General features: G+C 60.9%; 14 protein-coding genes. All 14 read right to left on the bottom strand.

All coding sequences use genetic code 11. From position 1 onward, the window contains the following. Positions 1–58: 58 nt before the first annotated feature. Entirely contained in the window at positions 59–931 is an 873-nt protein-coding gene (locus tag GSM73_RS06485; protein ID WP_160891916.1) for a CheW domain-containing protein, read from the bottom strand. Between the two features lie 96 nt (positions 932–1,027). Continuing rightward, on the bottom strand, positions 1,028–1,819 hold the full coding sequence (locus GSM73_RS06480; protein WP_047226266.1) for a ParA family protein: 792 nt from the start codon (positions 1,817–1,819) through the stop codon (positions 1,028–1,030). Between the two features lie 49 nt (positions 1,820–1,868). Then, a complete protein-coding gene (motD, locus tag GSM73_RS06475; protein WP_047226265.1) occupies positions 1,869–2,753 on the bottom strand; it encodes a flagellar motor protein MotD in 885 nt (294 codons plus the stop codon). A gap of 15 nt (positions 2,754–2,768) precedes the next feature. Continuing rightward, complete coding sequence (locus GSM73_RS06470) at positions 2,769–3,509, bottom strand: flagellar motor protein (protein ID WP_018606553.1); 741 nt, start codon at positions 3,507–3,509, stop codon at positions 2,769–2,771. Then, positions 3,509–4,627, bottom strand: a complete 1,119-nt coding sequence (locus GSM73_RS06465) for a chemotaxis response regulator protein-glutamate methylesterase (RefSeq protein WP_160891914.1) — start codon at positions 4,625–4,627, stop codon at positions 3,509–3,511. Before GSM73_RS06465 ends, GSM73_RS06470 begins: the two co-directional genes overlap by 1 nt. 48 nt (positions 4,628–4,675) lie before the next feature. After that, complete coding sequence (locus tag GSM73_RS06460; protein ID WP_107322136.1) at positions 4,676–6,940, bottom strand: chemotaxis protein CheA; 2,265 nt, start codon at positions 6,938–6,940, stop codon at positions 4,676–4,678. 27 nt (positions 6,941–6,967) lie between these two features. Beyond that, positions 6,968–7,753, bottom strand: a complete 786-nt coding sequence (locus GSM73_RS06455; RefSeq protein ID WP_047226262.1) for a protein phosphatase CheZ — start codon at positions 7,751–7,753, stop codon at positions 6,968–6,970. An 18-nt stretch (positions 7,754–7,771) separates the two neighbouring features. Next, on the bottom strand, positions 7,772–8,143 hold the full coding sequence (locus GSM73_RS06450) for a chemotaxis response regulator CheY (protein ID WP_003183998.1): 372 nt from the start codon (positions 8,141–8,143) through the stop codon (positions 7,772–7,774). A 166-nt stretch (positions 8,144–8,309) separates the two neighbouring features. Then, a complete protein-coding gene (gene fliA, locus GSM73_RS06445) occupies positions 8,310–9,053 on the bottom strand; it encodes an RNA polymerase sigma factor FliA (RefSeq protein WP_003184000.1) in 744 nt (247 codons plus the stop codon). Continuing rightward, positions 9,050–9,880 (bottom strand): flagellar synthesis regulator FleN, encoded by an 831-nt coding sequence (gene fleN, locus GSM73_RS06440; protein WP_003184001.1) that lies wholly within the window; start codon positions 9,878–9,880, stop codon positions 9,050–9,052. Before fleN ends, fliA begins: the two co-directional genes overlap by 4 nt. Positions 9,881–9,997: 117 nt before the next feature. Further along, a complete protein-coding gene (gene flhF / locus GSM73_RS06435; RefSeq protein ID WP_047226261.1) occupies positions 9,998–11,347 on the bottom strand; it encodes a flagellar biosynthesis protein FlhF in 1,350 nt (449 codons plus the stop codon). 11 nt (positions 11,348–11,358) lie between these two features. Beyond that, positions 11,359–13,488: a flagellar biosynthesis protein FlhA gene (flhA, locus tag GSM73_RS06430; protein WP_160892021.1), complete on the bottom strand. Its 2,130-nt coding sequence runs from the start codon at positions 13,486–13,488 to the stop codon at positions 11,359–11,361. Between the two features lie 181 nt (positions 13,489–13,669). Further along, the gene (gene flhB / locus GSM73_RS06425) at positions 13,670–14,806 is read right to left on the bottom strand and encodes a flagellar biosynthesis protein FlhB (protein WP_047226260.1); all 1,137 of its coding nucleotides are present in this window, start codon (positions 14,804–14,806) and stop codon (positions 13,670–13,672) included. A 3-nt stretch (positions 14,807–14,809) separates the two neighbouring features. Then, a partial coding sequence (locus GSM73_RS27035) for a flagellar biosynthetic protein FliR (protein ID WP_256676745.1) occupies positions 14,810–15,303 on the bottom strand: 494 nt, incomplete at its 5' end.

Raw genomic sequence — 15,303 nt, 5'->3', positions numbered from 1 at the left:
AAAAACCGCCTGTGGCGGTGTGTGTTCTGCCCCGTGACGTGGTGCGCCACGGGTTGTCTTATTTCGGTTTCTGAACCGGCTTGGCGCCGCCCAGGTGTTTTGCCCCGCCACTGGCGATCAATTCGGCCAGCTCGGAAACGTCCAGCAAGGCGCACATGTGCTCGATCACCGTACCGGCCAGCCATGGCCGTTGGCCTCGATGGCTGCGCCACTTGATCTCGTTCGGGTCCAGGCGCAGCGAGCGACTGACCTGATGCACCGCCAAACCCCATTCATACCCTTGCACCGAAATCACGTATTGCAGGCCCTGGCGAAAATCATCGCGATAACGGTCCGGCATCACCCAGCGCGCGGTATCCAGCACCTTCAGGTTGCCGGCCTGGCTCGGCAGGATCCCCAGGAACCATTCCGGCTGACCGAACAACGGCGTCAGTTCCTGCCCGGCCAGGGAATATATCGATCCCAGGCATACCAGCGGCACCGCCAGGGTCAACCCGGCCACATCGAACAACAAACACTCGAACGGCTCGGCGGCCCAGGCCGGACGGTCGTCGGTCGGCGCCGGCGGCGGTGGGCTGCTTGGTGGCAGATGGACTTCCACCACCGGCGTCACCAGGCCCTGCAGCAACGGTGCAACGGTCGAGACCGGCGCCAGGATCGGCGCAGGCGCTTGCATCACTGCCACCTGAGGCTTGATGAACGGAGCCTCGACTGCCGCGGCAATCACTGTTTTGTGTGCATCACGGGCCTGCTCTTCGAGCACGGCCGCCTGAAATTCATCCAGTCCACCTTCGGCTTCGACGGTCTCGGGCAACGCCTCGATCACGCTCGGTTGCAGTGGCAGTTCTTCGGTTGCTTCCTGCAGCAGCCCATCCAGATAAGACTGCAGGGCCAGTTGCGGACGCGAGGTTGTCTTTATCGGGCGGCTCATGGGAACAGTGCGCCACTTGAAAAGGTTATCGGCATGTATGCGCCAGGACTTGAGCGCTCACAAGCGAGTGCAATGCCTTTGGTAAGCCTCGTCACCTTAAGCCACCTGCTGCGAAACGAGCTGCTGGGCCAGCAGGTGCTTGAGCAGCGCCCGGTAGGCCAGCACGCCGCGGCTCTTGCCATCGAATTGCGAAGGGGTCACACCGGCACGGCTGGCGTCACGCAAACGCGTGTCGACCGGAATGTAGCCTTGCCAGATGTCATCCGGGTACATGTCCCGCAGCACGCGCAGGGTGCCCAGGGACGCCTGGGTGCGACGATCAAACAGGGTCGGCACGATGTTGAAGGCCAACGATTGCTTGCGTGAGCGGTTGATCATCGCCAGGGTATTGACCATGCGCTCCAGGCCCTTGACTGCCAGATGCTCGGTCTGCACCGGGATAACCAATTGCTGGCTGGCCGCCAAGGCGTTGACCATCAGCACGCCAAGCAGCGGCGGGCTGTCGATGATCGCGTAATCGAAGTCCTGCCACAGTTGCGCCAGACTCTTGGCGATCACCAAGCCCAGACCGCTTTGTCCCGGCGACTGCCGTTCCAGGGTCGCCAGGGCGGTGCTGGATGGCAACAGGGAAATCCGCTCATCGCTGGTGGACAGCAGCAACTGCCCCGGCAAGCCTTCGGGCACACCGCCCTTGTGCAGGAACAGGTCGTAGTTGCTGTGCTCCAGACTGTCGGGATCGTAACCAAAGTAGCTGGTCATCGAGCCGTGGGGGTCCAGATCGACCATGACCACGCGCTTGCCCGCCTCGGCCAGCAATCCGGCTAAAGCGATGGAAGATGTGGTTTTACCCACACCACCTTTTTGATTGGCGACTGCCCAGACTCTCATTCGGATTGTTCCTCCCGGTCGATAAAGGCTCGACCGAGAAATAGCTCGGTTATAAAGCGGGTGACGGAGAATTGACGGCGCTCTGTCTTCCCGGCGACTTGGGCTGGGTCGGTGCAGTTTGTGTGCCAGCACGCTTCAATGCCGCATCCGGTGTTGCATGGGCCGTACCGGTCCCGGTCAGGCTGCGGCGCACCTCAAGGTTGCGCGACACCACCAACACCACTCGCCGGTTGCGCGCCCTCCCCTCGGCGGTGGCATTGTTGGCCACCGGCTGGAATTCACCATAGCCCACCGACGCCAGCCGGCCGGGGTTTACGCCCTGCATCGCGAGCATGCGCACGATGCTCGCCGAACGCGCCGAGGACAGTTCCCAGTTGGTCGGGTACTGCGCAGTGCGAATCGGCTGATCGTCTGTGAAGCCTTCTACGTGGATCGGGTTGTCGAAAGGCCTGAGGATCGCGGCCACTTTATCGATGATGTTGAACGCCATGTCGCTGGGCATGGCATCGCCGCTGCCAAACAACAGGCTGGAATTGAGTTCGATCTCAACCCACAACTCGTTGCCGCGCACGGTCATCTGATTGGAGCTGATCAGATCACCAAACGCCGCGCTGATGTCATCGGCAATGCTTTTCAACGGATCGCTGCCGCCAGCGATACCGGCATCGACCTGCTCGGAGTCCCTGACCAGCGGTTTGGCAGGCGTGGTGGTCTTGGGCCGCTCATCACCAATGGGGATGGGCTTGAGGGCGCGGTCGGAGTCGGTAAACACGCCGATCAGCGCCTCGGAAATAACCTTGTACTTGCCTTCGTTGACCGACGAGATCGAATACATGACCACGAAAAAAGCGAACAGCAGCGTGATGAAGTCGGCGTAAGAGACGAGCCAGCGTTCATGGTTGACGTGTTCTTCACGATGCCTGCGACGTGCCATTTTCCATGTCTCCCATCAGTCCATGAAGCCCTGAAGCTTCAACTCAATGGAACGCGGGTTTTCACCTTCGGCGATCGACAGGATCCCTTCCAGCAACATTTCGCGATAACGCGACTGGCGCAACGCAATGGATTTGAGCTTGGCGGCGATCGGCAGCAGCACCAGGTTGGCACTGGCCACACCATAAATGGTCGCGACGAAAGCCACGGCGATACCACTGCCCAGTTGCGACGGATCGGCCAGGTTGCCCATCACGTGGATCAGGCCCATCACCGCACCGATGATGCCGATGGTCGGCGCATAGCCACCCATGCTTTCAAAGACTTTGGCCGCTTCGATGTCACGGCTTTCCTGGGTGTAGAAATCCACTTCCAGGATGCTGCGGATGGCTTCCGGCTCAGCGCCGTCCACCAGCAGTTGCAGGCCTTTGCGCGAGTAGTTGTCGGGTTCGGCGTCGGCCACCCCTTCCAGACCCAGCAAACCTTCCTTGCGGGCGGTCAGGCTCCAGTTCACCACACGGTCGATGCCACCGGCCAGGTCGACGCGCGGCGGGAACAGAATCCAGATGAGCACCTGCATGGCGCGCTTGAAGGCGCTCATGGGCGACTGCAACAGCGCCGCGCCCACGGTGCCGCCGATCACGATCAACGCCGCCGGGCCGTTGGCCAAGGCCCCCAGGTGACCGCCTTCCAGGTAATTGCCACCAATAATGGCGACGAACGCCATGATGATGCCGATCAGGCTGAGCACATCCATTACAGGCACGCCTCGACCAGGTGTCTACCGATGTCGTCCAGCCCGTACACCGCGTCGGCCAGATCCGCTTTGACAATCGCCATCGGCATGCCATAGATCACGCAACTGGCTTCATCCTGGGCCCAAATGGCGCTGCCGCCCTGCTTGAGCAGGCGCGCGCCCTCGCGACCGTCGGCGCCCATGCCGGTGAGCACCACCGCCAGAACTTTGTCGCCGTAGGATTTAGCGGCGGAGCCGAAAGTGATGTCCACGCACGGTTTGTAATTGAGCCGCTCATCGCCGGGCAGGATTTTCACCGCGCCGCGACCATCGATCATCATCTGCTTGCCGCCTGGCGCCAACAGCGCCAGGCCCGGACGCAGGATGTCGCCATCCTCGGCCTCCTTGACGCTGATACGACACAGCTTGTCCAGACGCTCGGCGAACGCCTTGGTGAAGGCCGCGGGCATATGCTGGATCAGCACGATCGGCGCCGGAAAGTTGGCCGGCAACTGGGTCAGGACTCGCTGCAACGCCACCGGGCCGCCGGTGGACGTACCAATAGCGACCAGTTTGTAGGCTTTGCGCTTGGGGGCCGGCGACGATGACGTACTGGCGGGCGCGGAACGAGCTGGCGCTGGGGCCGGGGCACTGCGCGCTGGGGCCGGATTGAAGCTGCCCGATGAAGCCGGGGCTGGTGCAGGCGCTGGCGCAGGTGTGCTATAGGCACCGACACGCCGGTTGCTGCGGGAAATACTGTGGACCTTCTCGCACAGCAACTGCCGAACCTTGTCGGGGTTGCGCGAAATGTCTTCGAAATTTTTCGGCAGGAAATCCACCGCCCCGGCGTCCAGCGCATCGAGGGTCACCCGGGCGCCTTCATGGGTCAGGGAGGAGAACATCAATACTGGGGTCGGGCAGCGCTGCATGATATGCCGCACCGCCGTGATGCCATCCATCATCGGCATCTCGTAGTCCATGGTGATCACGTCCGGCTTGAGCGCCAGCGCCTGATCGATTGCCTCTTTGCCATTGGTCGCCGTACCGACGACCTGAATACTCGGGTCCGCCGAGAGAATTTCCGAGACGCGGCGGCGGAAAAACCCCGAATCGTCCACCACCAGGACTTTAACTACCATAAACACTCCGTTAGACGAGACGCGGCTGCGGGCCGCGCCCCTCCAGAATCAAATACGCCGTGCGGCGTAACGCTTGAGCATGCTTGGCACATCGAGAATCAACGCGATGCGGCCGTCGCCGGTGATGGTGGCGCCGGACATGCCCGGGGTGCCCTGGAGCATCTTGCCTAGCGGCTTGATGACCACTTCTTCCTGGCCCACCAACTGATCGACGACGAAGCCGATCCGCTGGGTGCCCACCGAAAGGATCACCACATGGCCTTCACCCTGCTCGACATGAGCGGCGGAGCTGACCAGCCAGCGCTTGAGGTAGAACAGCGGCAGTGCCTTGTCCCGCACGATCACCACTTCCTGGCCGTCCACCACGTTGGTGCGCGACAGGTCGAGGTGGAAGATTTCGTTGACATTGACCAGCGGGAAGGCGAATGCCTGGTTGCCCAGCATCACCATCAGGGTCGGCATGATCGCCAGGGTCAGCGGGACCTTGATGACGATTTTCGAGCCCTGGCCCTTGGTCGAGTAGATGTTGATCGAACCGTTGAGCTGGGAAATCTTGGTTTTCACCACGTCCATGCCCACGCCACGGCCCGACACGTCGGAAATCTCGGTCTTGGTCGAGAACCCCGGGGCGAAGATCAGGTTGTAGCACTCGGTGTCGCTCAGGCGGTCGGCGGCATCCTTGTCCATCACACCGCGCTTCACCGCGATGGAGCGCAGTACGTTCGGGTCCATGCCTTTGCCGTCGTCGGAGATCGACAGCAGGATGTGGTCGCCTTCCTGCTCGGCGGCCAATACCACCTTGCCGCTGCGGGGCTTGCCTGACTCTTCGCGCTCTTGCGGCGACTCGATACCGTGGTCGACCGCGTTGCGCACCAAGTGGACCAGCGGATCGGCCAGAGCCTCGACCAGGTTCTTGTCCAGGTCGGTCTCTTCGCCCACCAGTTCCAGGTTGATTTCTTTCTTGAGCTGGCGTGCCAGGTCGCGAACCAGGCGCGGGAAGCGCCCGAAGACTTTCTTGATCGGCTGCATCCGGGTCTTCATGACCGCCGTCTGCAAGTCAGCCGTGACCACGTCCAGGTTCGACACGGCCTTGGCCATGGCTTCGTCCTGGCTGTTGAGGCCCAGGCGCACCAGGCGGTTACGCACCAGCACCAGTTCGCCGACCATGTTCATGATCTCGTCCAGGCGAGCGGTGTCGACCCGTACAGTGGTCTCGGCTTCGCTGGCCGGTTTTTCCGCCGGCGCGGCCGCCGGTGCGCGGGCTGGCGCCGGGGCGGCGGCGGCAGGCTTGGGTGTCTCAGCCTTCGGTTCCGGTGCCTTGGCGGCGGGTTTGGCCGCGGCCTTCTCCGCTGGCGCAGCCGCTGTGGCAGTGGCGGCAGGCGCAGTGGCTGTTGAGGCGGTGCCGACTTCGCTGAACTTGCCCTTGCCGTGCAGTTCGTCGAGCAGTGATTCGAATTCGTGATCGCTGATCAGGTCGCTGCCCGCTGCGGCGGCGGCAGGCTTGGCTGGGGTCGGCGCGGAGGCGATAGCCGAATCCAGTGCGTCCACGGCGAAGTTACCCTTGCCGTGCAACTGATCGAGCAAAGCCTCGAACTCATCGTCGGTGATATCGGAGTTGTCGCCCGCCGCTTTCGGGGCGGCCGGGGCACTCGGGGGGGCGACGGCATCCACGGCGAACTGGCCCTTGCCGTGAAGCTGATCGAGCAGCGACTCGAACTCGGCGTCGGTGATTTCATCGCTGGCGGCGGCATCGGCGGCCGGCGCAGCCGGGGCAGCAGGCGCTGCCGGAGCCTGGGCTTGAGCCTTGACGGCGTTCAGCGAGTCCAGCAGTTGTTCGAATTCGTTATCGGTGATGTCGCCTGATTCCTCGGCGACCGGTTCCTCAACCACTGGCGCGGCTACCGGTGCAGCTTCGTCAGCCGACTGCGGCTCGGCCAGGCGCGACAGCGCGGCGAGCAGCTCAGGCGTAGCAGCGGTGATCGGCGAGCGCTCGCGCACTTCACTGAACATGCTGTTGACCGCATCCAGCGCTTCGAGCACCACGTCCATCAATTCCGAGTCAACGCGACGCTCACCCTTGCGCAGGATGTCGAACACGTTTTCGGCAATGTGACAGCACTCCACCAGCTCATTGAGCTGGAGGAAGCCGGCGCCTCCTTTTACAGTGTGGAAACCGCGAAAAATTGCATTGAGCAGATCCGCATCATCAGGTCGGCTTTCCAGCTCGACCAGTTGTTCGGACAGTTGCTCTAGAATCTCGCCGGCCTCAACCAGGAAATCCTGAAGGATCTCTTCATCGGCGCCGAAGCTCATTAATGGGTGCTCCTAGAGGTCTAAAACCTAAAATCCAAGGCTGGACAGCAAATCGTCCACATCGTCCTGACCGGACACAACGTCTTCTCTTTTATCGGCATGAATTTGCGGACCTTCACCCTGAGAGAGATGTTTTTGTGGATCTTTTTCAGCGAGCATCGCTTCACGGTCGTGTTCGATGCCTGCAAAGCGGTCTACCTGGCTGGCCATCAACACCAGTTTGAGCAGGTTGCTTTCCACTTCGGTGACCAGTTGGGTCACCCGCTTGATCACCTGGCCGGTCAGGTCTTGATAGTCCTGAGCCAGCAGAATGTCGTTGAGGTTGCTCGCCACGGCGCGGTTCTCGGCGCTACTGCGCGTCAGGAAACCATCGACCCGACGGGCCAGCTCGCGAAACTCTTCAGCCCCGACTTCGCGCCGCATGAAGCGACCCCAGTCGGTGCTCAAGGCCTGGGCTTCATCGCTCAGGCCATTGACCAGCGGCGTTGCGTTCTCCACCAGGTCCATGGTGCGGTTGGCCGCGGCCTCGGTCAGCTTGACCACATAACCCAGACGCTCGGTCGCGTCGGTGATCTGCGAGACCTCCTCGGCCTGCGGCATGTTCGGATCGATCTGAAAATTGACAATCGCGCTGTGCAGTTCACGCGTGAGCTTGCCCACTTCCTGATACAGACCGCGGTCACGGGTCTGGTTGAGCTCATGGATCATTTGAACCGCATCGCCAAAGCGGCCTTTCTCAAGGCTGTCGACCAGTTCGCGGGCATGTTTTTTCAGGGTCGATTCGAAATCACCCATTGAAGATTCGTTATCCATAGCTCCCCCGTGGCGCCGTTAACCGATGCGTTCGAAGATTTTTTCGATCTTCTCTTTCAACGCCTGGGCCGTGAAGGGTTTGACCACGTAGCCGTTCACACCGGCCTGGGCCGCTTCGATGATCTGCTCGCGCTTGGCTTCGGCAGTGACCATCAGCACCGGAAGGTGCTTGAGTTTTTCGTCGGCGCGCACATGGCGCAGCAAGTCGATACCGGTCATGCCGGGCATGTTCCAGTCAGTCACCAGAAAGTCGATGCTTCCGCTGTTGAGAACCGGAATGGCAGTGGTGCCATCGTCGGCCTCGACCGTGTTGGTGAACCCAAGGTCACGCAACAGGTTTTTTATGATCCGCCGCATCGTTGAGAAGTCATCAACGATGAGGATTTTCATGTTCTTGTCCAATTCGACCTCCAAGCAGTCTTAAACGCGCCCAGCACCTGAACGCGCCATTTCAATCAATCCGGCACAACACTCGACAACGGTCTGGAGGACAACAGAGGAAGACTGGCTCAGCACATGCCAGGCCAGCCTCGTTCGCAGTGTCCCCACACTGCTGTCAGCGCGCTCGCCACTCCCCCAAACGCCCCCGCAAACGGGCCGCGCACTGGCTGTGTAACTGGCTGACCCGCGATTCGCTGACACCCAGGACCTCACCGATTTCCTTGAGGTTCAGCTCTTCGTCGTAGTACAGCGCCAAGACCAGTCGCTCACGCTCCGGCAAATTGGCAATCGCATCCGCCAGCGCGCTCTGGAAACGCTCATCTTCCAGGTCACGCGATGGCTCCATGTGAGCACTCGCGCCGTCCTCGTGCAGCCCTTCGTGTTCGCCGTCCTGCAGCAGGTCGTCGAAACTGAACAGGCGACTGCCCAAGGTATCGTTCAAAATCCCGTAATAATCATCGAGACTCAATTGGAGTTCGGCCGCAACCTCGTGATCTTTAGCGTCACGCCCGGTTTTAGCTTCAATGGCGCGAATGGCGTCACTGACCATGCGGGTATTGCGATGCACCGAACGCGGCGCCCAATCACCCTTACGGACTTCATCGAGCATCGCCCCGCGAATGCGAATACCGGCATAGGTCTCGAAACTGGCGCCCTTGCTCGCGTCGTATTTGTTCGACACTTCGAGCAGGCCGATCATGCCCGCCTGGATCAGGTCTTCAACCTGGACACTGGCCGGCAACCGCGCCAGCAAGTGATAGGCGATACGCTTGACCAGAGGCGCGTATCGCTCAATCAATTCGTACTGGGCGTCCCGTGCCGATTTCTTGTAGAGATGGTTGTAACCGCTGGCTGTCATAACACGGGCCCTGCTGTTTGTTGCACGAGACGCTCGACGAAAAACTCCAGATGCCCGCGAGGGTTGGCTGGCAGTGGCCAGGTATCAACCTTCTGGGCAATAGCCTTGAACGCCAGTGCGCATTTGGAACGGGGAAAGGCTTCATAAACCGCACGTTGCTTCTGGACGGCCTTGCGTACGCTTTCGTCGTAGGGCACAGCGCCGACGTATTGTAGGGCGACGTCCAGGAAACGATCCGTGACCTTTGTCAACTTGGCGAACAGGTTGCGACCTTCCTGCGGGCTCTGGGCCATGTTGGCCAGGACGCGGAAGCGGTTCATGCCGTAGTCACGGTTCAATAACTTGATCAGGGCATAGGCGTCGGTGATGGACGTCGGTTCGTCGCAGACCACCAGCAAGACTTCCTGGGCAGCGCGTACGAAACTGACGACCGAATCACCGATACCGGCAGCGGTGTCGATCACCAGCACATCGAGGTTGTCACCGATGTCGCTGAAGGCCTGGATCAGGCCGGCGTGTTGAGCCGGGGTCAGGTGAACCATGCTCTGGGTGCCCGAGGCAGCCGGCACGATGCGAATCCCGCCCGGCCCTTGCAGCAGCACGTCGCGCAGTTCGCAGCGGCCCTCTATCACGTCCGCCAGCGTGCGCTTGGGCGTGAGCCCCAGCAGCACGTCGACGTTCGCCAGGCCCAGGTCGGCGTCCAGCAGCATGACCCGTCGGCCAAGCTCTGCCAGAGCCAGGGACAAGTTCACTGACACGTTAGTCTTGCCGACGCCACCTTTGCCGCCGGTCACCGCGATCACCTGTACGGGATGCATGCTGCCCATGTTCGTTCTTTACCTTGTCTTACTTAGACGGAGGCCACATTACTGGCTGCGCGCTCGCATGAAGGAACAATGCATGGCAGACCATCGATGTAGGTACAAAAAATATTCATGATTACCTCAGCCGACCTGCTTGGTCGGGCTGTGGTAGATATCAGCGAACATATCAGCCATGGCTTCTTCGCTGGGTTCTTCCTGCATTTGCACACTCACGGCACGACTGACCAGTTGATGACGGCGCGGCAGATGCAAATCATCCGGGATCCGCGGCCCGTCGGTCAGGTAGGCCACCGGTAAATCATGACCGATCGCCAGGCTCAACACCTCGCCCAGGCTTGCCGTTTCGTCCAGCTTAGTCAGGATGCAGCCGGCCAGCCCGCAGCGTTTGTAGCTGTGGTATGCGGCGGTTAGAACCTGTTTCTGGCTGGTGGTTGCCAACACGAGATAATTTTTTGACCGGATCCCACGCCCGGCCAGGCTTTCAAGCTGCATGCGCAGGGCCGGATCGCTGGCTTGCAGGCCGGCGGTATCGATCAGCACGACGCGCTTGCGCAACAGCGGTTCCAGCGCCTGGGCCAGGGACTGGCCCGGATCCACATGGGTCACCGACACATTGAGGATCCGGCCCAAGGTCTTGAGTTGTTCCTGGGCACCGATACGGAAACTGTCCATGCTCACCAGGGCGATGCTCTGGGCGCCGTACTTGAGTACATAACGCGCCGCGAGCTTGGCCAGGGTGGTGGTCTTGCCCATGCCGGCCGGACCGACCATGGCAATGACGCCACCTTCTTCGAGAGGCTCGACTTCCGGTGTGGCGATCATCCGCGCCAGGTGCGCCAGCAACATGCGCCAGGCCTGACGAGGTTCTTCGATATCGTTGATCAGTGCCAGCAGGTCGCGGGACAACGGGCCGGACAAGCCGATGCGTTGCAGGCGACGCCACAGGTTAGCCTGGGCCGGACGGTTGCCTTGCAACTGGTTCCAGGCCAGGGAGCCGAGCTGAACTTCCATCAGTTCACGCAGGCTGTTGAGTTCGAAGCGCATCGAGTCCAGGGCGCGCGGGTCGACGCCACCGCCCGAGGCAGCCTGAACCGGCGCCGGACGACGCGGCTCGGCCTTGGCCTGCTCGACCAGCGGCTCGGCAGCGGTCAACGGCAATCCGGCGGTCAGAGGCTGGCCGGCGAACAATTGACGATTAGTGCCCGCGCTGGCTTCGCCGTCACTGCTGCGCAAGCTCAATTCGGCCTGGGCACTGGCGATGCGCGACTGGGTCTTGCGCAGCTCATCCTCGAGTTCCATGTTGGGAACACGTGGGGCCAGCGCCGACAATTTGTAATCCAGAGCCGCCGTCAGCTCGACACCGCCGGCGATCCGACGGTTGCCGATGATGGCGGCTTCAGCGCCCAGCTCGTCACGAACCAGCTTCATGGCCTGACGCATATCGGCGGCGAAAAAACGCTTCACTTGCATAAACCACTACCTCAGCCGTTGGGCCCTACTGTCGCAACGATGGTCACTTGCTTGTTGTCCGGTATTTCCTGGTACGCCAGCACATGCAGCCCCGGGACCGCGAGGCGCCCGAATCGCGAAAGCATCGCGCGAATCGGACCGGCCACCAGCAGGATCACCGGTTGGCCTTGCATCTCCTGCCGCTGGGCTGCATCGATCAGCGAACGCTGCAGCTTCTCGGCCATGCTTGGCTCCAGCAGAACGCCCTCTTCCGAGCCTTGTCCTGCCTTCTGCAGACTATTGAGCAATATCTGTTCCAACCTTGGCTCCAACGTGATCACAGGCAGCTCCGACTCAGTGCCTACAATGCTTTGGACGATTGCACGGGATACGCCAACCCGCACCGCAGCCACCAGAGCGGCGGTATCTTGACTCTTGGAAGCGTTGTTGGCGATAGCCTCGGCAATGCTGCGAATGTCGCGCACCGGCACCTGCTCAGCCAACAGCGCTTGCAACACCTTGAGCAATTGCGACAACGAAACCACGCCAGGCACCAGCTCTTCGGCCAGCTTAGGCGAGCCTTTGGCCAGCACTTGCAGCAATTGCTGGACTTCTTCGTGACCGATCAGCTCGCTGGAGTGCTTGTACAGAATCTGGTTCAAGTGGGTCGCGACCACGGTACTGGCGTCCACCACGGTATAGCCAAGGGACTGGGCCTGGGCCCGCTGGCTGATTTCGATCCATACCGCTTCCAGGCCAAAAGCCGGATCCTTGGCGGTAATGCCGTTGAGCGAACCGTAGACCTGTCCCGGGTTGATCGCCAGTTCACGGTCCGGGTAAATCTCGGCTTCGGCCAGGATCACCCCCATCAGCGTCAAGCGATAGGCACTTGGCGCCAGATCGAGGTTGTCACGAATATGTACGGTGGGCATCAGAAAGCCCAGGTCCTGGGACAGCTTCTTGCGCACACCCTTGATCCGCGCGAGCAATTGACCACCCTGATTGCGGTCCACCAAGGGGATCAGACGGTAACCGACTTCCAGGCCGATCATGTCGATCGGCGTCACGTCGTCCCAGCCCAGCTCCTTGGTTTCCATGGCACGAGCCGGCGACGGCAACAGTTCCTGCTGACGCTTGACCTCCTGCAGGGCCTGAACCTTTTGTACGTTCTGTTTCTTCCAGAACAGGTAGGCGCCACCCGCCGCCAATGCGGCCATGCTCAGAAACGAGAAATGGGGCATCCCGGGGACCAGGCCCATCACGGCCATCAGTCCGGCTGCAACGGCCAACGCCTTGGGCGATGCAAACATCTGCCGGCCGATCTGCTTACCCATGTCTTCGGAGCCGGACGCACGGGTCACCATGATCGCGGCAGCTGTAGATAACAACAGTGATGGCAATTGCGCCACCAAACCGTCACCAATGGTTAACAGCGCGTAAACCTTGCCGGCATCGCCGAATGTCATGCCGTGCTGGAAGATACCGACAGCCATACCGCCGATCAGGTTGATGAAAAGGATCAGCAGGCCGGCGATGGCATCGCCGCGCACGAATTTGCTGGCACCGTCCATGGAGCCATAGAACTCGGCTTCCTGGGCCACTTCCAGACGACGGGCCTTGGCCTGGCCCTGATCGATCAGGCCAGCGTTGAGGTCGGCGTCGATTGCCATTTGCTTGCCGGGCATTGCATCGAGGGTGAAACGCGCGCTCACCTCGGAAATCCGTCCGGCACCCTTGGTCACCACGACAAAGTTGATGATCATCAAAATGGCGAAGACGACGATACCCACCACGTAGTTTCCGCCAATCACCACTTCACCGAAGGCCTGGATCACCTTACCGGCAGCGGCGTGGCCTTCATGCCCGTGGATCATCACCACCCGGGTGGACGCCACGTTGAGCGCCAGGCGCATCAGCGTCGCCACCAGCAGAATGGTCGGGAACACCGCGAAATCCAGTGGCCGCAATGCGTACACACACACCAGCAGTACAACGATGGACAAAGCGATGTTGAACGTGAAGAACACGTCCAGCAGAAACGGTGGCACCGGCAGCATCATCATGGCGAGCATGACCAGCAGCAACAACGGCACGCCCAGATTACCCCGGCTGAGGTCGGCTACGTTGTTGCGCGCGGTGCTGAATAACTGAGAGCGATCCACCAATAATCCCCGTTCCTGTGAAGCAAACTTTTGACGCCCGAAACGGGCGCAGACGGGGTATTGCAAGAAGCCTTCCAACTTTTGTCAGAGGCTGAAATAGAGGCGCTAGCCAAGGCGCTGCATGCAATCCAGGCTCGCTCCCACTGGTTCTGCATCCGAGCGCAATCAGCGCAGGCCCGAATCAGGAGTCGCGGCGCAAATCCGGTGGAATCGGCAAATCCTTGAGTGGCTCGGGGCGCTTGCCCTTGCCGGCGCGGTGTTGACGGATCTGATAGACGTAGGCCAACACCTGGGCCACGGCCAGGTACAGGCCTCCGGGGATTTCCTGGTCGAGTTCGGTGGAGTAGTAAATCGATCGCGCCAAAGCCGGGGACTCGAGCAGCATGACTTCATTGGCTACGGCAATCTCGCGGATTTTCAGCGCCAGGAAATCACTGCCCTTGGCCAGCAACACCGGAGCATTGCCTTTATCGGGGTCGTACTTGAGTGCCACGGCGTAGTGAGTCGGGTTGGTGATGACCACGTCGGCGTCCGGGATCGCCGCCATCATCCGGCGCTGGGACACTTCACGCTGCAACTGGCGAATCCGTTGCTTGACCTCCGGCTTGCCCTCCTGGTCCTTATGCTCGTCGCGGATCTCCTGCTTGGTCATCATCAGCTTCTGCTTGCTCTGATACAGCTGGATCGGCACGTCGATGGCGGCGATCAGAATCAAGCCGCAAGCCATCCACAAAGTACTCCAGCCCACCAGCTGCACGCTGTGGATAATCGCCTGCTCCAAGGGTTCATGGGCGATGCGCAGCAAGTCGTCGATATCGGCCTGCAGTACCGTCAGGGCGACAAACAGGATCAGGAAAAACTTCCCAAGCGCCTTGAGCAACTCCATCAGCGCCGTACTGGAAAACATTCGCTTGAGGCCGTTGGCCGGGTTCATCCGACTGAACTTGGGCGCCAGGCTCTTACCGGCAAACAGCCAGCCCCCCAGGGAAATCGGGCCAATAATGGCCGCCAACAGCAGAAAGATCAGGACCGGTTGCACGGCCAGGATCGCGATCTTGCCGGAGTGCAGCAGGTATTGCCCCATGGCACCGGGACTGAGCAGCACCTCGCGGGGCAAGGAAAAATTCAGGCGCATGATTTCCAGCAGATCCAGGGCCAGCCCGCCGCCATAAATCAACAGACCGCCCGCCCCGGCCAACATCACCGCCAGGGTATTGAGCTCCTTGGAGCGCGCAATCTCGCCCTTGTCCCGAGACTCCTTCTTGCGCTTCTCCGTGGGGTCTTCTGTCTTGTCCTGCCCACTCTCGCTTTCGGCCATGGTTCAGCGCGCCTGTGCCATGTCGCGTAACAGCTGCAGGGCCTGGGTCGCCAGCGGCTGGTACTGATTGAGAAGATCCCCCAGGCTGATCCAGAAAATCACCAGGCCCAGCACCAGGGTCAACGGAAAGCCAATGGAGAAAATGTTCAACTGCGGCGCCGCCCGGGTCATCACGCCAAAGGCAATATTGACCACCAGCAAGGCGGTAATCGCGGGCAATACCAACACCATCGCCGCCCCTAGAACCCAGCCAAGCTTGCCGGCGATGTCCCAGAAATGATTGATCAGCATCGCGCTGCCCACCGGCAATGTGGTGAAGCTCTCGGTCAGCACCTCAAACACCACCAGGTGCCCGTTCATGGCCAGAAACAGCAGGGTCACCAGCATCGTCAGGAACTGCCCGATCACAGCGCTGTTCACACCGTTGGTGGGGTCGACCATGGAGGCGAACGCCATGCCCATCTGGATCGAAATGATTTGCCCGGCCACCACAAACG

The organism is Pseudomonas sp. PICF6, from assembly GCF_009831705.1.
GTDB classification, from domain to species: Bacteria; Pseudomonadota; Gammaproteobacteria; order Pseudomonadales; family Pseudomonadaceae; genus Aquipseudomonas; species Aquipseudomonas rhizophila.
This window is presented reverse-complemented; position numbering and strand designations above follow the sequence as displayed.